The 22,206-nt window shown below is 41.9% G+C and carries 18 protein-coding genes and 1 pseudogene; 5 read left to right on the top strand and 14 right to left on the bottom strand.

Annotated features, from left to right (window positions below; genetic code table 11):
• Positions 1-601: 601 nt before the first annotated feature.
• The 12 genes from GTQ43_RS39620 to GTQ43_RS39675 all read right to left on the bottom strand — a co-directional run bounded on the left by GTQ43_RS39620 (position 602) and on the right by GTQ43_RS39675 (position 11,434).
• Positions 602-1,078: a hypothetical protein gene (locus GTQ43_RS39620; protein ID WP_265278107.1), complete on the bottom strand. Its 477-nt coding sequence runs from the start codon at positions 1,076-1,078 to the stop codon at positions 602-604.
• Between the two features lie 40 nt (positions 1,079-1,118).
• On the bottom strand, positions 1,119-1,340 hold the full coding sequence (locus tag GTQ43_RS39625) for a hypothetical protein (RefSeq protein WP_265278108.1): 222 nt from the start codon (positions 1,338-1,340) through the stop codon (positions 1,119-1,121).
• A 225-nt stretch (positions 1,341-1,565) separates the two neighbouring features.
• Positions 1,566-4,016, bottom strand: coding sequence for a GldG family protein (locus GTQ43_RS39630; protein ID WP_265278109.1), 2,451 nt, complete (start codon positions 4,014-4,016; stop codon positions 1,566-1,568).
• A gap of 218 nt (positions 4,017-4,234) precedes the next feature.
• Positions 4,235-4,585, bottom strand: a complete 351-nt coding sequence (locus GTQ43_RS39635) for a hypothetical protein (RefSeq protein WP_265278110.1) — start codon at positions 4,583-4,585, stop codon at positions 4,235-4,237.
• A gap of 59 nt (positions 4,586-4,644) precedes the next feature.
• Entirely contained in the window at positions 4,645-5,523 is an 879-nt protein-coding gene (locus GTQ43_RS39640; RefSeq protein WP_265278111.1) for an esterase/lipase family protein, read from the bottom strand.
• A 512-nt stretch (positions 5,524-6,035) separates the two neighbouring features.
• Complete coding sequence (locus GTQ43_RS39645) at positions 6,036-7,496, bottom strand: hypothetical protein (RefSeq protein ID WP_265278112.1); 1,461 nt, start codon at positions 7,494-7,496, stop codon at positions 6,036-6,038.
• Positions 7,493-8,062 (bottom strand): hypothetical protein, encoded by a 570-nt coding sequence (locus GTQ43_RS39650; protein WP_265278113.1) that lies wholly within the window; start codon positions 8,060-8,062, stop codon positions 7,493-7,495. Before GTQ43_RS39650 ends, GTQ43_RS39645 begins: the two co-directional genes overlap by 4 nt.
• A 140-nt stretch (positions 8,063-8,202) precedes the next feature.
• The gene (locus GTQ43_RS39655) at positions 8,203-8,844 is read right to left on the bottom strand and encodes a hypothetical protein (RefSeq protein ID WP_265278114.1); all 642 of its coding nucleotides are present in this window, start codon (positions 8,842-8,844) and stop codon (positions 8,203-8,205) included.
• On the bottom strand, positions 8,783-9,058 hold the full coding sequence (locus tag GTQ43_RS39660; RefSeq protein WP_265278115.1) for a hypothetical protein: 276 nt from the start codon (positions 9,056-9,058) through the stop codon (positions 8,783-8,785). The genes GTQ43_RS39655 and GTQ43_RS39660 overlap by 62 nt, the downstream gene beginning before the upstream one ends.
• Positions 9,059-9,104: 46 nt before the next feature.
• Complete coding sequence (locus tag GTQ43_RS39665) at positions 9,105-9,773, bottom strand: hypothetical protein (protein ID WP_265278116.1); 669 nt, start codon at positions 9,771-9,773, stop codon at positions 9,105-9,107.
• Positions 9,774-9,785: 12 nt separating this feature from the next.
• On the bottom strand, positions 9,786-10,295 hold the full coding sequence (locus GTQ43_RS39670) for a hypothetical protein (protein ID WP_265278117.1): 510 nt from the start codon (positions 10,293-10,295) through the stop codon (positions 9,786-9,788).
• A gap of 569 nt (positions 10,296-10,864) precedes the next feature.
• On the bottom strand, positions 10,865-11,434 hold the full coding sequence (locus GTQ43_RS39675; protein ID WP_265278118.1) for a hypothetical protein: 570 nt from the start codon (positions 11,432-11,434) through the stop codon (positions 10,865-10,867).
• 329 nt (positions 11,435-11,763) lie between these two features.
• Here GTQ43_RS39675 and GTQ43_RS39680 point away from each other — a divergent pair, with 329 nt between their 5' ends.
• The 4 genes from GTQ43_RS39680 to GTQ43_RS39695 all read left to right on the top strand — a co-directional run bounded on the left by GTQ43_RS39680 (position 11,764) and on the right by GTQ43_RS39695 (position 17,095).
• Positions 11,764-12,003, top strand: a complete 240-nt coding sequence (locus GTQ43_RS39680) for a helix-turn-helix domain-containing protein (protein ID WP_265278119.1) — start codon at positions 11,764-11,766, stop codon at positions 12,001-12,003.
• Positions 12,004-12,217: 214 nt separating this feature from the next.
• Positions 12,218-12,457 (top strand): hypothetical protein, encoded by a 240-nt coding sequence (locus GTQ43_RS39685; protein ID WP_265278120.1) that lies wholly within the window; start codon positions 12,218-12,220, stop codon positions 12,455-12,457.
• A 92-nt stretch (positions 12,458-12,549) separates the two neighbouring features.
• Positions 12,550-13,275: a hypothetical protein gene (locus GTQ43_RS39690; protein WP_265278121.1), complete on the top strand. Its 726-nt coding sequence runs from the start codon at positions 12,550-12,552 to the stop codon at positions 13,273-13,275.
• 274 nt (positions 13,276-13,549) lie between these two features.
• Positions 13,550-17,095: a PriCT-2 domain-containing protein gene (locus tag GTQ43_RS39695; RefSeq protein WP_265278122.1), complete on the top strand. Its 3,546-nt coding sequence runs from the start codon at positions 13,550-13,552 to the stop codon at positions 17,093-17,095.
• Positions 17,096-17,266: 171 nt separating this feature from the next.
• Here GTQ43_RS39695 and GTQ43_RS39700 read toward each other — a convergent pair whose 3' ends face one another.
• Positions 17,267-17,539 (bottom strand): CDP-diacylglycerol diphosphatase, encoded by a 273-nt coding sequence (locus GTQ43_RS39700; RefSeq protein ID WP_265278123.1) that lies wholly within the window; start codon positions 17,537-17,539, stop codon positions 17,267-17,269.
• Positions 17,540-18,746: 1,207 nt separating this feature from the next.
• Here GTQ43_RS39700 and GTQ43_RS39705 point away from each other — a divergent pair.
• Positions 18,747-18,869, top strand: a pseudogene (locus GTQ43_RS39705) (AAC(3)-I family aminoglycoside 3-N-acetyltransferase); the annotation flags it as partial.
• A gap of 574 nt (positions 18,870-19,443) precedes the next feature.
• Here GTQ43_RS39705 and mobV read toward each other — a convergent pair.
• The gene (gene mobV, locus GTQ43_RS39710) at positions 19,444-21,270 is read right to left on the bottom strand and encodes a MobV family relaxase (RefSeq protein ID WP_265278124.1); all 1,827 of its coding nucleotides are present in this window, start codon (positions 21,268-21,270) and stop codon (positions 19,444-19,446) included.
• Positions 21,271-22,206: the final 936 nt, after the last annotated feature.

Here is a 22,206-nt window from a genome sequence, read left to right on the forward strand (position 1 = left end):
AGAGGTAGACGAGCGTCTGGGGGAATTCGCAGCCTGAGAGCAGAGGGTGAATCTCTTGGGCAGGAAGTTTCGCCAGACTATGAGAAAATTCGCTCACGCACCGTCGGCAGACTAAAGATGGGTCGGCAGTCGGCCGCGAGTAAAGCGATTGACGCATTTATTAGGGAATTGTCTAAGGGTGAGCGCTAATAATAAAGCCCCCGGTACAATCCGGCGTAGATATAGCCAAGCTGACACCAGGGGCAAGATAGCCTGAAAGTATTTCTGTATATCCTTTTCAGTTATTAGTGTCTATCGAATTGTCTAGACATAGTTCGCGCTCATCTGCCCAAAGTCACCACAAGGTGGAACGAAAGAATAAGGGTTTTAGCCATATTCTTTCATACTACAAACTCAGATTTTGTACTACTTGCCCCTGGTAACAGGCTCGCTAGGTTTACCCCGAATAGATAGTAGACAGCACTGAAAGAGCAACATGAGTAAAGCATACCCGACCACGGTCTAGCCCTTAACGGTATTGAGCTAAGATATGACCAAAAACCAGCAAGATTAGCTGAGATAAAGGGCATCTCTAACCGTATAGTTTAAAAAATGCTCATGTTCACAGGTTCAACTCACATTGCTGTTGAATTAAATCACAAAGATATTTCCATTCTTCTGGATCTTTTTTGCTTGTTAAATATTTAATTAGTTTTTGAAGTCTTCCTTCTTTAGCAGCTAAGTGTTTTGCCAAATAACGCATTTTATCCTTTTGAGTTTCACCTCTAAGAGACTCATAAGAAACATCAGCAATTGCTAAATCTTGACAAATATCTTCAAAGTCTCCAGGGGAATTGTATAAGTTTAACCAATTTCGCAATATGCTGGGATTGTCTTTTAAAAGATTGATATATTTTTGATAATCTTGTTTAATAATAGGTTGTTTTGTAATTTTTGAAGACAAAGCTTTCTGTTGATTTTCAACCAATGTAGGCTGAAATTTAACTAGTAACAAATCTCCATTTTCAGCAATTTTAATAGCAAAGTTATGTAAATTATTAAGGTCGATTGTACCAATTTTCTCAAAATTTTCCAACACGACATCCTTTCTACAGTTATTAAATAATTAAAAAAATTAATCAACCTTCATTTTTATCAGGATCGATTAGACTATCATATAAATTTATAAATTCCTCTTGTTCTTGTGGACTCAAGCTTTGAAAATATTCATCATTTAGTTTACCCTTACGACGTTTGGGTTTTTGTCCAAAACTTTTTGAGGTTCCAAAACGACCAAGGGATATAGTATCTTCGTCATCTGAAGGTTCATCATCTAATGGCTGACGTGGATCTCTAATCATAACTGTAAGGTTATTATCTCAATATGACCTTTATAAGTAACTAAATTATACTTTAAATTTTAACCGTAGTCTCAGACTAAGCTGAATAGTGTGCAGACTTTCAATGTCCATAAGTAAGTCGGTGGGAAAAAATCAAACTATGTGAAGAAAATTTAACTAGCCTATAACTCTCTTCCCTCCTGCCTTATCCCAACTACAAATATTTACGCCGACCTACTTATACCTTTACCATCCCAACTCTTTGTAGATAACTGCATTGACAGGACATTCGGGATGGAGACAATTTCGATGACACTGCAAACGCTTTTGCTCCGTTCTAATTTTTTCACGATGTTTACGTAGAACAGCATGGATTCGCCTTAAACGTCTATCCGCTCTAGCATCATCTTTCTCGGACTCTAGTAAGGCATACTCTAATTCTTTTGCTTCTAATCCAATTTTTACTTGATTGTCGTTTTCAATGATACCAAGATTGATATCAGTAGCTTTAAGCATAGCCTGTACTGCACATTTTGACCCACAACTTTTACCAAAATACCCTTGGATTAGATTGAAATAGTCATATCCTTCTTCGTAAGTTGAAGGACGAAAGGGCTTGAACTTCTTAAAATACTCACTTTTCCCAGAATTAGATAAAACTTCTAAAAAGTCGTCACGGTTAAAGAGAAAGTCCTTACGCTGATAAACAATGTGACCTGTAGAGCCGGAAAGTTGTGGTAGTAATGCTAATTCAATCCATGCGGAAAAACCTTCATTAACTCTAATAGCACTATCATTAATTGCTTCAATAGCAACTTGATATTTTTCATATATCAAACGGGGATAAGGATATTTTAAGTAAACTGTATCTATGCTACGAAGTAAGCCATGACGATAAAGAATAGCTATTTGTTTTCCAAGCTGTGTTTGATTAAAGAAAAAACCATGACCATACTTTTCATGTATAATTAAAGCAGCAATATACTGTTTCTTTAAATTTTTATCTTGTTCATTACACTCTGGAGTATACAAAAAATTGTTAGCAAAATTATCTTCATAATCTGGATGTTTCCTAGTTAAATGTTCTGCTAATTTTTCATCATAAGGAATACAGCATCCAAGTTGAGGAGAATAAGTAGGAAAAACCCAATTTAATAACTTTTTAATTAAAGGTTCATATCTGTGAATTTCTTGTCGAGATGCCTGAACGACTTCTAAGGGATCATCTGCATTTTCTGGCGGGTAAAGTATTTGTATATACTGTTCAGCAGTTAACAAACGAAAAGAAATATTCTGGATAGTTTCTGCATCAAACTCTTGCCTAATATGTGCTAATTTCTCATGAATCTCTCTCATAAGAGGAGTAACAATTGTTCGAGTAATTTTGTTAATGCTTTCTTGAATTGAAGGACGAATATGAATCAGACGAGAAATGGATTGTCCAGTTTCAGCTAGTGCTACTTCTATTTGCCAATCTCCTTCATCTAATGCTTGTAATTGCCAGTTATACTTTTCATTTGTATCTTCATTTTCAACTTTGACATGAGGCAAAGGTGGATTTAGAGCTAACTGCAATGGTAATTTTTGACTATCCTTGGCAATAATTGCACGTCTAATCAAAGCTTGAACTTCAAATGAAGCTCCTGTTTCGACTTCAAAAGTTTCAGATAATTCCCTATTTTGGTTGAAGATAACTAAATCTATCTCGGCATCTGGAAGACAATTAAAACTCGAAACTGAATCAAAAAAAATAGTCTTTTTGTTTTGATATTGCAGAAAATCGATTGTTAAATTTAACTTATGATAACCAAGTCTTTGAGGGCAAATATCCCATTGTAAAAAAAAATCTTCATTGGGAGGAATAGAGCGTATATTTTTAACTGATTCATCAATCAAGGCTCCATTATCAGACTCTAAATAACACTCAATATAATCAAGCCTTGTTCGATGTGAATTACGCAGCTTAAGAGAAAATTGTGTTTTCTGCTTATATAAAACTCTAGAAGGAACTTTAGCCTCATAACAATCTATTAAATTATTCCGCGTCAGCCAGTTAAAAATATTTAACATTAGCTGTCTATTATCAGATTTATTAATATCATTATCAGAGAAAAAAACACAATCTCCAATAACTACTATGCGAGTATAATTATACTCAACAGATGCTAAAAAAGGTTGGTAAGTATCAGGAAGTTTAGCAATAATATATGGTGATTCATTTAATATTTTTATATACGCTGGTCTATTGATTTCTAAATTACTAATACCTGTACTGATATAATGGCTTTCAAAATTAAAGACTGTCTTCTGCGGATGATTTAACATCTCCTTAATTATTAGCCCGAATGGTTCTAAAAGCCTATTAATACTTTTGCTATTTTGTCTATTTTGTATTTTAAGTGACTCGTGACTATGAGCAATTAGCAATGATTTTCCCTGAGATACAAAGTCATTAATTGCATCTAACTCCTCTTCAGTAAACCCCTGGGTAGGTGCAGCTAATACTAAAACATCATAATAAGGAAGTGCTTTTTTAAAAAATTTCCCCCTTGCTGGGTAAATATTTACATTAAACCCTAAATTTTTTAAATTAGTTAGTAATTCTTTATAAGAATATCTTTTTACTTTATTTTCATTGTCTGGCACCGATTTCAGCAGCAGTTCTGCATGAGACTCATCAAACAGAATATTTATCACTATAACCTCATTACTATTGCAACTAAATTTTAATCGTGGCTAGCAATTCTATCATACGTTGATAGTATTTTCATATTTTTTATATTGATTAATATAAAAATTAAGAGCAACCATAACATGACTCTTGTGTATGAGACAGAAACAACTGATTGCTCATTGGAAGTTATTATGGGAAACTGTAGCAAGGTATCAAGCTGCTAATGGGATAGTCTGTTAAATCATTCTACATATGAGTTGCGTGAAATTTCTTTTATAAGACCTTCCAAGCTTTCAGAATCATTATTTTTTAAGTGTTCAAATAGTCTTTTGAGTCTCGAATCGCGACCAGCTAGATAACCCGCCAAAGCACGAGCCTTACCCAAACCCATACCTTCAAGTGAATCATAATCAACACCGATACATGTCAAATTTTGGCAGAGATTTTTGAAATCTTCCATGTCCCGGTAATAATTTCGCAGCCATTCTCTAAGTATTCCTGGGTTTCTTCTTAAATATTCAATATATCTAACATAAGAATTAATTTCATTATTATTTTTTATGTTGAGCGGTAAATCTGCTATATTGCTCAATTTACGCAATTCTTTGATAGTACGCCCCTCTGAATCTGTACCATTGGAATTCAGAGGGGCTACTGAGGGTTTTCGACTTCACCATTATAGAAATTAGATGCCTGTGGATTATTTAAAGGCACAAGCTCAGAGTCATTTTGTTTAAGAGAAAGAGGAGGGAGAAACAGGTATTTATTTAAACGCTCCGTAATAAAACGTTTAACACGGCGATAGATGAGATCATCAGATGAATTGGGGCGACAGATAGAAAGATGGTCGCAGTCTACTGGAATAGGAATAACATTTTTAATACCAGGATCTGCACTAGTTTCATTAACAACCATAATCCCACTGGTTTTTAATTTTTCACAGTAAACTTCTATACTAATTTGACTAAGAATATCATGATTACGATAAACATTATTGAGTTCACGTAAGCGTGCATGGTGAGCCTCTAACTCCTCAACACTGATGGAAGGAAGAAGAAAACCGCCGATATATTTGACCCAATTAGCGAGGTCAGAACCAGAATGGGGAGTGGATAAAAAGACAATACCTTTAGTTTGTTCTACAATCTTTTTCCATTTAGGATCGCCAAAATCGAGAGCATGGCGAAGCATTTGTTTAACCAAGAGACCACCCATACTATGAGTGATAAACAGCAGGGGGCGTGAGCCAATGTCATAGCTATCAAGAATAGCTAACGAATTGGTGGCACGATCTACAAGGGGCATAGTAGAACCTTTCCACTTAAAAGGTTCTACGTCATAGCCCAACGACCAAATACCTAAATCTGGGAAATCAGATCCCAGCCAGGAAGGCCAAAAATTGTCATCGTTGCCTTTGCCTTGAGGATGCCAAGTACCGCGAGGGTTGCCACCTAACCCATGAACAAAAATTACATCGCCAATACGGGATAAATTATCACAACCAGAGATTTTCAATAAATCGTTTGGCATAACCAAGGCTAGAAATAAGAACTGAAAAGCTGAAATATAGGATTAATCTACAAAATTCCTCATTTTTAGGGATTTGTTGAGAACCTACTGCTGATGTTATCAAAATAACACCAATTATGAAATGAGAGAACTGGATTTTTCTCTACGCCCTAAATCCTGCCCTAAACCTTAAGCCTCCCCCTCGGTGTATCGATATTGTTCACCTTTTAATTGTAAATTTTGAATCCTCAGCCTTTCAAGCGCAAGTTTGTTTAGCTGTAAATATTGATCTAATAATCAAGCCCTCGGTGAATCACCTGGGGCATTCTGTCTGCTGAAGTGTGTCTGTCTGGAAATATGTCACCTCTGTCCATTGCTGTGTAAGGATTTTGTCTAGTCCTATTCGTTCTGCCCTTCTGTTTGATTAGAGATAATTTCGATTGATTGCAGCAGTGATGAATCCTGAAGCTTTGATAATCCTTTGGATTTTCCCAAAATCTCCATTGTGTGAAGTGAGCAGCAAAAGCATAAATTTACGCATCAAAATAAATCGGCTTACCGTTGAAATGGTTGTAAATGGACTCTGGGTTAAACCAGCTTGGTAGTGTGCGTTCTGTATCCTTTAATTCCTCGCCATTGTCATCAAGCAAGCCACGAACAATCTTGACTCTAGACAGTGGGGTTTTACCGTTAGCTGAGAATTTTTGAATGAGGATTGTACCTGCCTCCCTCATGGCTTGCGTACCTTCGGGATAGCTTGAATTCGTGTCATTATGGGTAATACCAGTAACATAAACTTTTGCCTTCCTGGTGTCTGTCAGATGCAGTTTGTAAAACTTTTCTGCGGGTTCACCAATCAATGATTTCAGGTTGGTGTACTCATCAATAAGCACTTGTTCTGGCGTGATAGTCGCGGGTTGCTCTAGGTCATTTTTACCCTTAATTCTTAATAGCCAATGCTCACACAGAGCATCAAGCGCAGTGCCTATCTCTGTCTCTGACTCTGCAATGAATGAAGTATCAAGATATCGCCATGCTTTGGAGTTGTCCCCAGTTGCATGGCGGTCAATTAAGTAGTAGATGGGAATCCCTAAGCAATGCTTTCTAACAAGGGCTATAGCCGCGCTCGTGTAAGTTTTACCTGACCCCTGACGACCGATTAACCACAGGGGGGTTAGGTTGTCGATAATCTTCCACAACCATCCATCCTCATGGCCTTTGAGCGCTTCTTGGAGTTCGTTTGCCCGTTGCTGATCAACAGATTGCTGATTGTCACTGTCTGCGATCGCGCTCTTGGTTTTGCCCTCAATCTTGCCGCGTTCTTGTTCAGCCTTGGCTTTATCCCGCAGATTCTCAGCAATGGTTTTATCCATCACAGAATGATTAACAGCACGGGCTTTCATGAAATCCTCTAGCTGAATTCGAGCCTTAGCGCGTTCGTTTTCCTCATCGGTTAGCCCCAATTCTTTACGAGAATGAACGTCTAGGTCAGTTAATCCATCTTTTAAGCGTTCAGTGTAAAGCTGGGTTGAATGCTGCTTAATTTCACGTCTGTATCTGTTTTGCTGCCAAGTTGCATAGTCGCCAGTCTTTTCGAGTTCGCCCAATTCATAATCCGTGCGCTTGAGGCGTTGCGAACGCACGAGCAAGCAACCCACGACACCCCATAGCCCAATAACTGCAATCCCATATCCTAACAACTGATTAGGGTTATCTGTGGGCAAATCACGCACCCATTGAATAGCATCGCCCTTGTAGGGAATGATGCTGCCATACAATCCGTAGCGCTGCCATTCTTCAGTAAGGACAAAACGCGGCTGGTTGCAAAAACGCTTGTCCAAAGCTATTTGACTGTGTACACCGTTTGCTGACCTTGGGCAAAATTGAATTTGTGTCAGGTCGTAGGGCTGACGTGTTTGCGATGTTGCTAGCCCGATGACTGCGGCTACACCACACACACCAGCCAGCGCTAACTCGAAAACACCCTGTTTCATTCCCGCCCCTTAAAAATAATTGCAATAGAGCCAATGAATAAAGCCAACGCGACTGCAATACTTAACCAAGGGTCTGATTGTGGATTCTGTTTTTCAATGGTTTGGATGTCTTGGCTAATCTGGGACACTGTTTCTTTAGTCAGATTCTCAAAATATTGATAGTCTTTGACTGCTAACCAAGTTGTGACACCTGCAAACACCAACCCCCCAGCAGTTTTGAAAACGTTTTGCATATTATCTACCTCTAATCCGTCAGTGTTGTAATTAACTCTCAAGCCCGTTAGCCCAGCGAGAGAGCCAACGCTGCATATAGAAAACGAGAGCGAAATTGCCAGCCAGAGATTAACACCACCGCCAGTTATTAAGAGATATTTAGCTATAAAGAATCCCGTAGAATTTAGCGACCAACCGACAAAGAATCTCGTCAATTTTTCAGTTGTATTGATAACGTCTTTGCGGTGCTGCTTACGCGACTCTAAATGTGATATCAAGTCTTTTGGTAACGGCGTATCTGGGGCAATTTCGCTTACTACTTCGTCTTGTGACTCTTCAATCTCGTATGTCATATCAACTAAGAAGGGTGTGGGGTTGCAGGTTTAGGGTGTAGGGAAAAGAGCGTGTTTACTCTGTACCCTTATGGGTTCCAGGAAGGGTGTACAAAAAGCCAGTTCTCTCTTGAATCCCGACACCCTACCCCTAGTTTTGGTTAGAAACCTAGTAGGGCATCCTTAATTTTTTGTACAATTGAGCGCCCTGCATATTGTTTTTTAGGCTTGAAATCATCACGAGCGTTATCACCCATTTCTAAGTAATACTTGCCCAGTTCTCTATCGTGTTGCAGGTCAATTGTTTGTTGTCTAATGTCTGTCTGCAATTCTGCCTGCAACATCTTATATTCGCCATCAACTTGCATCATGTGTTTGTCCACCCATGACTTGAGCAATAGATGGTCTATTGCTTGTTGATGGCGCAACGCTTCTTTCTCCTTGGATGAAGCAAAATCAAGCTTCATTTCTTCTAGGATGTTAGCTAAATGAGTATCAGCTAAAATCGCTGATTGCACTGCTCTTTCAATCTTCTCGCCGCTTACACCAGCTTGTTTGTAGATGTCACTTAGGACTACGTTTAAGTCTTCAGTCCCCTTAATAGCAGCTAGCATCTGCTCTCTCACCTGTGGGGCAAATTCACTAATCTTCGCCCCGTCATTACCCATTTGCCCTATCAGCTTCAGGGCTGATTTATCACCTGTTAGCGCTCTAACTACTAAGTTAGTAGAGGCATTGAATTTAGTTTTTAATTGGCGTTCTAGGTGGCGTGATTTGGAAGTTACCAGATTCTTTAGCTTCATTGAACTTTTCACAGCGATATTCCTTTGATGGGGTAAATATTTGGTTGCAGTGATACTCCATTCGCCTTACATATTGCTCAATAGTTGATTTTCGTTTGAGATATTGCTGATAGCTTGATTGCTCTAGCATTGGCAGATATACCCAGCTATACAAGGGTAAAATCACAGCAGCGAGTGCAGTTAAACTAACAGCAATTCTTGAGAAGTAGCTCATTCTCATCCACCGAATACCCAAGCACTCAAGCAGCGTCAAGTTATCGCTATTGAGCCGCCTTGAGCCTTGCGAGAATTGAGAATTGGGTGCTTTTAATGTTTTGGCGGATGACTCCCATATCCGCTTTCATGTCTCCTGAGAAGTTATTAACCTTTTGGTTTAATCTAGAAGCCCTGTTGCTAACGTGTTCTCGCAAGTCTTGGGCGTTAGTCTCAAATGATTGCTCAATGACATCAAATTTCTGATCAACGTAGCTCTTGATTGCAGCCGTTACAGTACTGATGAATTGGCTGTAGTCGGTAAAGGTGTCGTCAACATTTTCAGCGATACTTAATGTTTCTTGTTCGGTTAATTCAAACCCCAGCGCCGATGATTGGGCTGTTACAATTTGACGCTTATCCTCACTAGTTACAGTGATGCTATTAATCTCTGGTTCGGCAATTGTAAGCTGACTGTTATCAGTCTCAGGGTCAGGCTGTGCATCTTCTGACCCTACTAGAAACGTTTCTTCAACGGGTTCATCAACTACAGATAATTGGCTTGTTGATTTGACTTTGAGATAGTCAACGGCTTGGCTCAATTGCTCTTTGGTGGGATTATCAAGGTCATCGCACTCGACAGCGATCGCTGCTGTTGTGTAATCGTCCTTGGTAAATCCTTGATAACCCTGTTTGTACAAACGAGCGCGGACATTGTTAGTAAATTTGTCAGACATGATGATTGCTCCTTATTTGACTAGTGCTAAAACTTCGATGGTTGCGGATTTCATCGGTTGCGTTCGTCTGTTGATTGCCCATTTAGCAGCAATAAACGCGACAAGGGCTAAATCTTTGCAGTGGTAAATATTTTCAGCGCTGAAAGATAGTCCGGCTTTCTCAAACCAGTAGTAACGAGTGCTGCGTGGTACATCGTCAAGATTGATTTTTAAATAGTCTGCCAGCGCAACTAAAAAACTCTTGCCGTTGTAGCTAGCGTCTAACTCATAGAAGTGCTTGAAAACTTGCCAGCGCTCATTAAATCCTTTGCTAGCAGGAGTTAGCGCACCGTAACGCCGCCGAATTCCTGCAAATGTCTCAACTATTTTTTGGGCGTTCGCTGATTCCACATCTAAGCTAAAACGCTGTTTGAGAAAAGCTACTACTCGATACCAAGTAATATCTGAAATTTCTTTACCCATCTCGTGCTGATAAATCTGTTTCAGGTGGCGATACTTAGCTGAATACACTTTTGTTGTCACATTACCTCCGTATTATTATTTAAGTTGGTCAAAAATTAACTAGACATCCGGTTATGCCAAGGTATTTGATATAGCCCTGAGTCTGATTCGAGTTATTTGATATAGTCCTGAGTCTGACGACTATCAATAACCTTGGATTTAGGACTTTAGACAAATGTGAGAGTCTTGTTTTCATCGCCTATAACCACGTAATAACAAGGTTTGTCAGCTTTCAAGACATACTGACACTTTCTCGTTTACCCCCACGAATACGCCCCAGTCAGCCTAGTTAGAGCAGTCATGTATGGGAAAAATTTCTCGCTCCGATTTAGAACAAACTCAGCTGTATTGAGTTCCTAGTTATCTCTGCTGTGTGCTGTTTATATAAGCTCGGCACTTCGTAGCAACGCCTTAGCACCTTGTCACGATTGAGCTTTAAGTCAGCACTTTTAGACTGACGCGGTAAAGGACGGAAATAATACTGTGTGTGTTTGATACTGTCACTACTGGTTAAATATCTGTACAGCGTTCCATTAATCCAGTAAGTTTTGCTCTGGCTCAATAGCGTAACGCATCCTACAAGCTGTTTATCAGTCATCATTTTTATCTGCGGCTGCACACGCGCCGGTCAAGCTTGCACCCAGGAAGACGGCGATAGATGCGATCGCGCTTCCTTCAAAAATCTTGGCGTTGTAAATCCATGTGGGTTGATATTCCTCGCCTCTACTTTCTTCAATGCGGTCAACGCCGTGACAAAAGATAGTACCAACTGCCATAAAACCTGTTGTTAGTAAGCTCAGAATTGCTATTTCTGACGCTGCACCTTGAATGAATGAGTTAATCTTTTTACGCCAAGGAATGATGCGGCGAATGTGCATTACTGGCTTTTGTTCTAGATATGAATGCCACTCTTCATCAGTAAAATTCAAGGGCTTGGAATCATAAGGAACGTGAAAATCAATTAGTTCGCCTACTGCTTGGATTGCATCGCCTAACATCACATCTGGGGAGTATTCCAGTTGTCTGAATTCCTCTGAATCTCGGATTTCTCTGAGCCAGCGATCTATTGCTTCTAACCGTCGTAATTGATTTTGATTAAGCATTACTTTCTCAAGAGGTAGTTCGTTGATTGCTTCTAAATTGCGTAAATTGATATGCATAAATCCTCTGTCCTAATGCAGACACGCACAATTACCGCGACCGCAGATATAGAGCGGACGCAATGCAGATATTGCTGTGAATAGTTGAATACTCTCAAAACAGCGCTTGCAAGCCTTACAACCCTCGAAAGGAACTCGCCAAGTGCGTTTTGCGCTTGGTCTTACTTGCGTCTGCCTTAAGTTATTGACGTATCGATAACCTTGACACTAATATAATAATATCAATCAAATGATAATGTCAAGTAAAGCTAGCTATCAACCGAATGGTATCTTTCAAATGCTGATAAACTGCAACAAAATTAGCTGTTAATATCAGTTACTTGTTATTGATGCCAGTTAAGAATAAAATCAAGCAGTTTGTTGATGATAGGGGCATTACCCGTTATCAGTTCAGAAAAGATACAGGGCTATCTGCAACCACAGTTTACGCTTTGTATGACAATCCCTGGCAAGTACCACACGTAACCGCGATGAACAAAATTTGTGACACTTATCGCGTTCAGCCTAGTGAGTTAATCGAGTGGATTCCACCAGAAGAAGTCAGCGATCGCGTACAAAAAACAAAATAAGGAGGTAATTTGACCGAAGGAAATCAGCCAAACGACGGTATAGAGCGTGTTGAGGGGAGATTTGACCCACTAGCTGAGACTAGATATTGGCTGCCTGCCGCTTCAGAGCAAAACTGCAAAAGGATAGGCAGAAAAAGAGGGATACGATTAGTTAAAGTTGTTGATACCAAGATAGAACCTTTACCAATAATTTGTATTTTTGAGGAACACCCAGATGAGTGAAACAACTACTCAGATACCAGTAAGCGAATTAATCCCAATGCTGACCGCGATCGCGGATCGTAACTGGGAACGTTTTAAAGAAGTTGAAAAACAATTCGTTACAAAACACGGTATAGAGGCTTGGTCAGATTTTTTTGCTTTTCGACTAAAGCCAGCTTTAGATAAAGAATCTGATAGATGGCTGCTAGTTCAGTGGTGTAGCAAAGGTTTTACAGTGAAAGATGTAGCGTGAACTACGAGGCGTAAACTCATAGGCACGTTAGCCCCGTAAGGCAAAATCGAGCAGCTAGTACTATTTCACATCATTATTTTTTGATGTCGCAAATGTTAACAGTGAAAGACCTACCAAGCGATTTTCAACTCCCACTGCACAACGAAGCGGCGTTTGAAAAAATTAGGGAGGCGAAAGATTATGCGTCCACTCTTGCTCTAGCGGCTGGTGGTGCTGCGCTGGCTACAGGTGGTGGGATACATCCGTTGGGTTGGCTACTTTTTGGATTGGCTTACAAGCCGTTGGTAGTAACTCAAAAACTTGCGCGGTTGGAAAAATTAGGAACCTTACTTTTTGATGAGTTTAAAAGCCTAGATGTACAAGTCTTCCCGGTACTTCCGGTAGAAGACAACAACCCTATCGACTTGTTTATTAGATTTCCACGAACAACTCACCTGTTTATCTCCATTCGGTCAAAAGGAGATAGAGAAATTGTCTACAACGAAGCTAGAGAGGTTTTACAAGTCAAGCGCAAAGACAAAAATGGACTAAAACTGTGGCAACCCTGCCCACTTGTGGAGTTGGCAGATTACGAGAAGTGGCTCAACAAGAACAGAGATAAGTTTTTGATGTCTTCCCGTGAAGCTCAAAAGACTCCCACAGCAAAAGTTTTGGTCTTATGGCCTCCTACCAAGGCGGCTCATAATCACAATGAACATCTTTATTCGGAGGTGGGAAGTATGAAAATTCTGGCTCTCAGGAGAAAAGGTACTGCCTTTGTTATTCAAGAGGAGGAAGTAACCGAGTTTGTCAGGGCTTGGTTAGCCAAGTACAAATAGGCTAAAAGGTGAAAACCCCGTGTCCCGTTGGGATACCGAGGTTTTCTGATTTTTATTCACTTGGAATTGGGGAATTGGGTTTGCCGCCTAATTAATGTCCCTAATAGTAATCTTATCAAACCTTTCAAGGTGTTAAGCCATTGTAACACCAGCAACCCAGACAGAAAGAGCAGTTTAGGATTTTTCTGTTTTTACATTTCTGAACGTTTGTATTAGAAGATTACTTTCGGGATAGCTCCAATTCCTCCAAAACACTTCAGGAGGAATAGCTCTCATGTCACCATTACAACAATTTCAGAACTCAGTATCGAGGCAATCAGCAGATGCTAAACAAGCTGGATTTGCCCCGGAGATAGAACTTGAGTCAATTGAGCGTAGCAAAATCAAGTTCGCGTTTAACGCCACCGGCACAAACAAAAACTGGGATTTTAAGAAGCTGGCCGCCAACTTCATCGACGTAGAAGGAACTCTAGCCGATGTCCAGCACCACATTAAAGCAGGTCACGCCATCTGTGCTGGCTTGTTGGATGGTAAATGGCGAAGCAAGTCCAATATCATCGGTTCTCAATGGTTGCTCCTCGACATTGATAATTCCGATGTCGCCCGTGATCTTGACGGCAAACCGATCAAGGACGAGAATGGAAATTCTATCAAAGTTTACGATCGCCAATTAACCATTGAATCCGCACTAGCCCATCCCTTCATTAAAAAACACTGTGCTTTAATTTACACAACTGCCAGTCATAAACCAGACTGGCATAAATTCCGGTTGGTTTTCCTTCTCCCCGAATATGTCCAAGGTGCTGATACTGTAGAAGCTTGTACGCGCTTCCTGATGCAGCAGTTGCCCCATGACCCAGCTTGTAAAGATGCAAGTCGTGTTTTCTACGGCAACACAGAGGCAGAATTCCCCCTGGTCAACCCTGAAGCCACTTTACCAGCAGAATGGATAAGTGAAGCTCTAAAGATCGCGCAACAGGAGCGTATTGAGTATCAGCTAAGAATTCAAGAAATTGAGTCACGGCGTAAAGAGTGGCGTGAGATTTCCCTCACTGAAGGCTGGGATATTGACCAGCTAATCCAGAACGCGCTTTCATTCATCCCACCACGCACCCCAGGAAGCGGTAACTACGACGAATGCCGTCAAGTGCTAATGGCACTGGTTAACCATTATGGGGCATCAGAAGCGGAAATTATAGCCGAACAGTGGTCGCCCAGTATCAAAGGCGATACTTGGAACATCCACGCCAAGATTCGCAGTTTTAGACGTGGGGGAATTACTCTAGGCACACTGTTTCACATTGCCAAACAGTATGGCTTTCGCTTTCCGCAACGGCAGTATGAATATAACGAACGCGACCAAGGACTAATTAACCGTGAACAGTGGGAACTAGGGCGAGTCAAAGAGGACTTGAGCAGCTTTCAAAATTTATTAAAGCAAGCGATCAGCTATGCTGGGGCGCAGCCCATCGCGCCATTTGCTTCGATATTTAAAGGATTTAAAGCGCCCCCATCACAGCCGCCCGAACCCGAAATTAACACGAACGCGCCCAATGTAATTATCTACGAAAGGGGCAATATCCCGTTCCGAAACGAAATTACAGGGGATATCTCTATTTCCTGCCAGCCGGATGAACACATTGCCGCATGGGTAGAGGCCATATCCAAGGGCTGGACGCAAATTTTAGATAATTCCCACCCAGGACTCGGCAAGTCTTACAACGCGGGGCAATTGACGGCGGGGCTATTCGGCGTTGATAAACTAATTTACCAGGATGCCAACCACAGAAACCCATCCACACTGCCCATTGAGACGAATTTTATTGACTTACCAGTGCGTCACAACGGCTTTAAACTAGATCCCACCCGCAAAACTCCTACAGGTGAGGACTTTAAACTGTGGACTAAAGCGGGTGAGACTGCCGACACTGATGGCAATTGTCACAGAACTTACTTATTTAACGCCTTCCGCAGCAAGAATTTTAGCAGCCTTGATTTTGAAGAGAGCGGCATCAGCCCCATCTGTGGCGGTTGTTCCCTTAAAAATCAGTGCCGTTTCGCTAACGGGGACGGTTTTGGCTTCCGCTTTCAAAAACGTACAGCAATTCAAAATTATTCCGAACTCAGAGCGCACCCAGACTCTACACCAGTTACGTTAACTAACGCTGCTGACCAAACTTTCACTGTTGGGCGTTTATGGGAAGAAGCTGGCACACTCATCAAGCCCGTGCGCTCGGTTGATGTGAACCGAAGCGATTTTGAAACTACTGTCGGCAAACTGCTACTGTTAGAACCAAATCTTCTATCACAGCTGCAACCTGCACTTTTAGTTTTACACCAACTGTTTACTCAACACCTTTTGCCGAATGACCGCTACGGCTTTGATGATGCCAGCATCCGAGCGCTGCTGCCCGAATTCCCCACAGGCTTAGATATCGAAGCCATTCGGCAAGCCTCAGAACCTGATTTAACTTTCTTAGAAGACTTAGACTCTATTGATGTTACCCAAGATAAACAACTCAAAAAAAGTGCTGCGGCTCGTTATGCTGCCAAAAAGGTAGTTAAAGACAGCGCACGAACGGCAGGTAGGGAGTTTCTTGACTTGCCTAATTACTGGTTGCCTGATTTTCTTGAAGCTTGGAAGGGTGATGGTAGTTTCCAATCTCAATGGGGTGTACTCAGCATTTACCGCCGAAACCCCAAACATACTGAATTGGCTAATTCTGCCAAATTTAATATTTACCTTGATGCCACTTTCAAATCTCACAAGTTGAAATTGAAACTGGGCATCGATGATCCTGTGTTAGTCATTGAGCAACAGCGCCCAGACTACGACAATTTAAAAGTGGTCAACGTCACTGGGCTGGGTAAACTGCCTAAAAATCGCTCCCTTCCACTAAGCGCTCGTGTTAATGCCCTCAAAGAAACCTTGAAAAAACTCTGCCCCACCCTTGGGATTATCGATTGGAAACAGATTGCAACCCAAGCCGAGGCCCGCACAGAATACGGTCACTTTGTCGATGGGCGTGGTGTTAATCGGTTTAGTGAGTGTGATGCGATCGCAAGTTTTGGCATTCCCTATCAAAACATCGGTGTTTTAGCAGCACAATATCAGGTGATGACTGGTGAACCAGTCAACCTGGAAGATAAAAACAGCACTTTCCAAAAGTATCTCACTGAACTAATCAATGCAGAAATTATACAAGAGATTGGGCGATTACGTTCACATCGTCGCCCCAACCAAGAGCTTACCTTTTACTTCTGCGCTGACTATGACATAAAATTCCTCGATCGTGAATTACCAGGAGTGAAATTAGAAAACGTTGATGCTTTCCAACTCTGTCCAGAAGCGGGTAACGCCAGTGAGCAGACAGGACACGCTATAGTCAATGCCCTAACCCAGCTTTGGGAATCAAAACAGAAAATTACCCAACCCGCGATCGCGAATATTGCTGAAATCTCCCAAGCTTGGGTGAGCCGATTTACCCAGAGATGGGGGGGCTGGCAGCACTTTAAAAAATTATTACTCCTGCTATTAGATAGTCTTAATAGCGGTAGTAATAAAAATTTGGCTGACTTAGACGACGATGAAAAGTGGTTAGCGCGTACATACTTTCCGATGTTGATTGCTGAATCAGAATCATTACCAGATCACCTGTTAGAGTCAGTGGCAGAAGTTGCCCAAGTTTTTGGTACTAGGGCGATGCGGCGAGTTTTACACTTCTGTAGCCCTCAAGTTAGGGCTTCACTGCTGATGATTATACTGAGTTGTCTGCCCACCGAAGTTTACTCAATTTCAGTTTCTCCAGACCCTGGATGACTTGAAGAGGCTGGGCGTAGTTTTTTAAATATTACTCCTGCTATTAGATAATCTTTATAGCGGTAGTAATAAAAATTTCACTGACTGGCACGACGAAGAAAAAATGATGAGGAATTGTAAATGCTTGTACAGCAATCAATACACCCATTACATCCCCCTGTCAATGCTCCCCTATTTACCCCTAGTAGTGACACCTTTCTCATAGTGCAAATTTGGGGTATCCCTCGCCAGCAGGCTAGCGCTTTCAATGCCGGAAATCCGGGCAGTTGGTAGAAGCAGATATTGCGTCTTTCCTACCCGGTCTTTCAACAGGGCATAGCCCTGTTTCAAATCAACCAAGGTGCAAGGTGCGGGATTGCCTTGCTTTTCTTGGTTGGGGACGCAAGCCCCATGGACGATGCGCCACAAGGCATCGCTCTTGCGAGTATGATCGGCGGCAATCAAACCTGTCACCGCACCTACCAGTACTAGCGCGGTGACAGCCCTGCGCCAGAGACGGGACTTGGGCAAACCTCTTGTAGAAAATAGGCGCATTACTTACTATGTGGCATTGACAGTATACAAATTCTTAAAAGTTTACCAATTACTACTTGAATTTGTCAAAATCAGCCTGAATAATTCGTAGGAGGCAAACAAGCGATGTCCCCGCCACTTAGTTCCTTTGAGTTGTCAAAAGAATTGATAACTCTTCCCAAACTAATGAGTACTCGCTGATAGAGGCGTTACCGTGCCAGAAAAGGAAAAATGTACGCGCTTGGCTTTCATGAGCCAATGCTGGGCATCGCTGTTGCGAAGTCGCAGTTTTTAATAACTTTGAGCCACCTATTACACGTTAGGGCTAATTCGTGGAATACAATCGCTCCCTACTTACCAAACCTGATAGTCCAGCAGTCTGATTGCAAATCAGCTGGGAGTTCTGCGGGAAACTCATCACTCAGTTGCTAGTTCGTAAACAATCTTGGTCAAGGAAGCACCAGGGTCAAAACTGACTATCAGATTTGACATTGACTGTGGTTGTGATTATCCATAAAAGCTGCTTTTAACTTAAATGCAAATATTGGCTGTGAACATCACTCTACTGACCATTTTGTTGAAGGCAAATTTTATCCAGTTGGTTATTCTTTTTTCGCTGCTGTTAATTAAGTCGTTACTTTTCTGCTAAGAAATTCGATTTAGAAAAGTGTGCCATCACTGATCCATGCCAGCTCCACAAATGAGCCATTGCAGATTCATTACAGTGACAATGTTGATCCAATAAAGATCCATTTGTCTGACATACGTATTCTATGTATAATTTTTATTTGCAACAATGCTTGACTATTGACAAAGATTATGCGATGAGAGATCCAATACAAATCCCTCAGAGATCCATCACATATTCATCCAGCAGTTGATTCGAGCAGCCCAAAAAACCCTTTGGTGAGTAGCAAGCTATGTTGCTGTCCGGACATTTTTTCTCTTGAGAAAAAACGCACCCCCCAGGTGCGGCAACAAACTTGCCCTCTTTTCACGGTTCCCCTACCTAAGTAGGTCAACCACCGTGACAGAGGGGAAGACGATACGAAAATCATCAAAACTAGAGTGCCGATTCAGTAATGGAATAGTTATACGTATTGAGGAAGTTCCCAATACATACTCGCATTGCAATGATGTTATTTTCGTGCAGGCGGACATCGGGGATGACCCTGCGATTGCACTCTACACAAAGCTTGGGGTACGCGAAGATGTGCTTCATTTCGATATTGCTGTCCCGGTCGGCGATGAAGATGCCTAACAACCGGAATGCACCGGAACTTTGGAGTATAGTAGCAGTATTGGTCTGAGTCCGGCGATCGCGAACGTTAGCCAGCAGGTATTGAGCGCATCTCAATTAAGCAAAAAGCAGGAGGGTTTGAAACTGGAAGTTAAATTATTAACAAATCTACCAAAAACTTACTGATTGTCCATATCTCTAATCAATGGCATTTATAAGGTATTTACAAGGATTTCTCTTTCAAGGCAAATATAAGGAATATGAATGGCATTTCAATGGCATACCAATGGCAGAAATAAGGATTTACTGCTGCCCCAAATTGAATTTTTGAAAAATTTGGTGATTCTGCCAAAAATAAGGTTTCGCAATGGCAGATGCAAGGTATTTATAAGGTAAACCAACGGTAAATCTAAGGATGTGTACCCCAAAAGCCTCATAAGCGACCCTGATTTATACCGCAAAAATTCCTGACCAAAACTCTCGCACAGTACGCAAAAAAGTTTTTCCTTTATTTTTTGAGTCCAAATCGAGAAAGAAAAAAACAGCCATCAAAAATTACTACCAAAAAACTACGCCAGCACTACAAAAACAGCTTTTAAAGAGTCAAATCATCTTCTGGTTGGTGATGCTGTTGAAATAACTGCTTTTGATAATCAAGAAGCTGCTGATTCCAATCTTTGGCTTTGGGCTTTAGCCTTTTGGACTGTGGCAGTAGTTCCAATACAGCCCGTGCAGCTGCATCGCCAGCTCCCTCTGGGTCAAAAGCCACGCTGACATGAGGAATGTTCTGCAATCGCTCCACAGGCAAGCTGTTGGGGTTATCTACTGCCAGAAAGAGAGTTCTAGTCTTTGGCGCACCTTGAACCTGATACTCCAGCATGGCAAAGGATATGGCATCAATGGGCGACTTCAAAAGCACCAATTTCTCGACTGCATCAGTAGGCTGTCCACCCAAGTGGAAGTGAAACCAACCCTCACGCCGCTTAGTCCCTTTCTCATAACCCTTGAAACTGTTGTTTTCTCCCCCGAAGTTTAGAGCGGTGGAAGCCGCCGCTCCGACTTCTCCCCGTGTACCGCGCAGGAATGCACCGCTTGGTTGTCCGTCTAGATTCCGCATCACAAAGACAGCGTTTTGTTGGTCATCAGCATAAACCAGTCCAGTGCTGTGTAGAAGTTGCACAAAATCTTGGGGTAAGCCCCGTTTCTGGGTAAGGTAATGTTCTACTCCTGGCCAATTGGCTTTATCCTCAACTCTTAGCTGGAATTGGGGACGAGGTTCTGACTGGATAATCTCAGTAGTCATCTTAAGGGCGTGAGCTAGAGCTGCCCGTTCTGCCCCAGCTTCCCCAAATCGCTCATGCAACCAGACAAGAGCCTGCCGGAAATTGCAAGAGTTAACGTGCATCACCAAATCAATCGCACCGCCACCGCCTTTGGAGTGTTCGGGTGCAAAGTCATAAAACTTGGAGCCATCTATATTAATGATGTGTCCGTGACCCTTCCATCGCTCATGATCATGATGCAACCCCAACTCCCAAGCCACATCCTCCAGGGGCAAGTCACGCAGCTGTTGAGTCTTTAACTCTAGCGCTCGCACCTGTTTTTCTAATTGCTGGCGTTCCTTCTCGCTATCCCTCGCCCGTTGTTCTGCCCGTTCTAATCGCTCTATCAGGAACTTGCGGTCAGCCAGTTGGTGATTAATCGCTTGAAAGTGTTCATCAGACTGAATCCTGGCTACATAACTCCTAGCTGATTCAAATGGTGTGGGTGCTAATTGGTTATTTGTAATGACTGCGGTGAGTGGTTCACTGTTAACCGCTTGGTAATATTCTTTGACTTTGGTGTGGGTTGCTTTGCTGCCCTTGACCCCGCGTTCAATGCCCAAAGGAGCAAGTGCAGCAGCATAACTATCTTGGAGTTTGGATAACTTAATTCTTCCCTGCCCACCTCTACCGCCAAACATCGCGTCATGACTGACTCTCCCGGTTTTATCGTTCAATGGCACGATGTAGGCGTGAATGTGTGGGGTACTTTCATCCAGGTGGAGTTCTGCCCTGACGCACTTTGACCCATAGTTTTGAGCCAGCCAGTCACGAGATGCGATCGCCCATTGCTGCATTCTCTCATCAGACCACTGCCCAGAAAGAGATGGATCACCAGGGCGGAAATATTCAGGTGATGCCGAGAGAAACATTTCAGTGCATAACACTGCGTCCTTTCGGGGTAGATGCTTGAGCGTAGAGATTTTCTCCTTGACTATCTCCTCTAAAGAGCGATCGTCTTCTCCCCCAATCAACCGGACATTCTTTCTAGTTGGATCTGCGTTGGGTGTTTCTCTATTCCTGGTAACATGGTCATCACTGCCGGCAACGTTGCCGAATGTTTTTAGTTTCTCAATTCTGAGAATGGTTAGTGGCGACATAAAAGATTTATGCTACAAGTGCAGTGCGTTGTAGTACGAAAAAACCCCTCCAAGCGAACGGCGGTTTCATGTCATGAGCGCAGCGAGAGATGGCGCAGCCACCCGCAGGGCATGAAACCATAGTGAGTATGGTATACATTATACGCAAGCCCTAAATCCACTTTTGGGGTAGAATCCACCAGGAGCATTTCACCCAAATTACCCTCAAATTACCCCAATTAGACCCAATTGGCTGTCCTTTGACTGTCGTTGGTTTTTACGGGTAGGCACGAAAACGACTGTCATTTGACTATCCTTTCACTGTCAATTGTGTATCGTTGGGGTAATCTTGGGGATAAATGGGGGTGTTTTGCTACATGGGAGTTCTTGTATCAAAGTACACTATGTCCAGAGTGTGACAACTGAGAATTGTCACTTTTTGTCACTCATTAGACTACAAAAATCAAGCTGACGGGTTGAAGAGAGTGAACTGTACAGTCACTTATGTAGTATAAACGTAGTTATTTAGTAGTTATTTTTGATTCAAGTGATTTGAAATTCACTTCAATCATCACTTTTTTTCAAAAAAACTGGCCCTACTTTTTGGCGTACTGTGCGAGAGTGAGGGTCAGGAATTTTTGGCGGAGAAATCAGGGTGGTAAATTAGGTTTTTCAAGTCAAAATCCTTAGTGGGCTGGGGCAGTTTCGGGCAAGCTTGGCCAACGAACAGAAAACGGCTTTGAAGTGATTGACGCAGGAATTCAGCTTTTTGAGAAGAAGGCGAAGGAGGTCAAACCAGACGTGGGCGCTGCTGTAGCTGAAGCTGGCGCAAGTTCATAGACGCGTTTCAAGCGTTCGCAATAAAATTTTTACTTCGGTATTGAACCGAGATCCATATAATTTCCTGCAAGATAGTCTGGAAACCCTAATCCTGTATGTTTTTGAAAATTTGTTACA

This window comes from Nostoc sp. KVJ3 (assembly GCF_026127265.1).
Classification (GTDB): domain Bacteria; phylum Cyanobacteriota; class Cyanobacteriia; order Cyanobacteriales; family Nostocaceae; genus Nostoc.

Coding starts and splice junctions, on each gene's coding strand:
- GTQ43_RS39665 (WP_265278116.1), bottom strand. CDS start 9,773: ATGTCTGACAAATTTACTAACAATGTCCGCGCTCGTTTGTACAAACAG.
- GTQ43_RS39655 (WP_265278114.1), bottom strand. CDS start 8,844: ATGAAGCTAAAGAATCTGGTAACTTCCAAATCACGCCACCTAGAACGC.
- GTQ43_RS39625 (WP_265278108.1), bottom strand. CDS start 1,340: ATGATTAGAGATCCACGTCAGCCATTAGATGATGAACCTTCAGATGAC.
- GTQ43_RS39675 (WP_265278118.1), bottom strand. CDS start 11,434: ATGCATATCAATTTACGCAATTTAGAAGCAATCAACGAACTACCTCTT.
- mobV (WP_265278124.1), bottom strand. CDS start 21,270: ATGTCGCCACTAACCATTCTCAGAATTGAGAAACTAAAAACATTCGGC.
- GTQ43_RS39695 (WP_265278122.1), top strand. CDS start 13,550: ATGTCACCATTACAACAATTTCAGAACTCAGTATCGAGGCAATCAGCA.
- GTQ43_RS39680 (WP_265278119.1), top strand. CDS start 11,764: ATGCCAGTTAAGAATAAAATCAAGCAGTTTGTTGATGATAGGGGCATT.
- GTQ43_RS39685 (WP_265278120.1), top strand. CDS start 12,218: ATGAGTGAAACAACTACTCAGATACCAGTAAGCGAATTAATCCCAATG.
- GTQ43_RS39640 (WP_265278111.1), bottom strand. CDS start 5,523: ATGCCAAACGATTTATTGAAAATCTCTGGTTGTGATAATTTATCCCGT.
- GTQ43_RS39650 (WP_265278113.1), bottom strand. CDS start 8,062: ATGACATACGAGATTGAAGAGTCACAAGACGAAGTAGTAAGCGAAATT.
- GTQ43_RS39660 (WP_265278115.1), bottom strand. CDS start 9,058: ATGAGCTACTTCTCAAGAATTGCTGTTAGTTTAACTGCACTCGCTGCT.
- GTQ43_RS39645 (WP_265278112.1), bottom strand. CDS start 7,496: ATGAAACAGGGTGTTTTCGAGTTAGCGCTGGCTGGTGTGTGTGGTGTA.
- GTQ43_RS39690 (WP_265278121.1), top strand. CDS start 12,550: ATGTTAACAGTGAAAGACCTACCAAGCGATTTTCAACTCCCACTGCAC.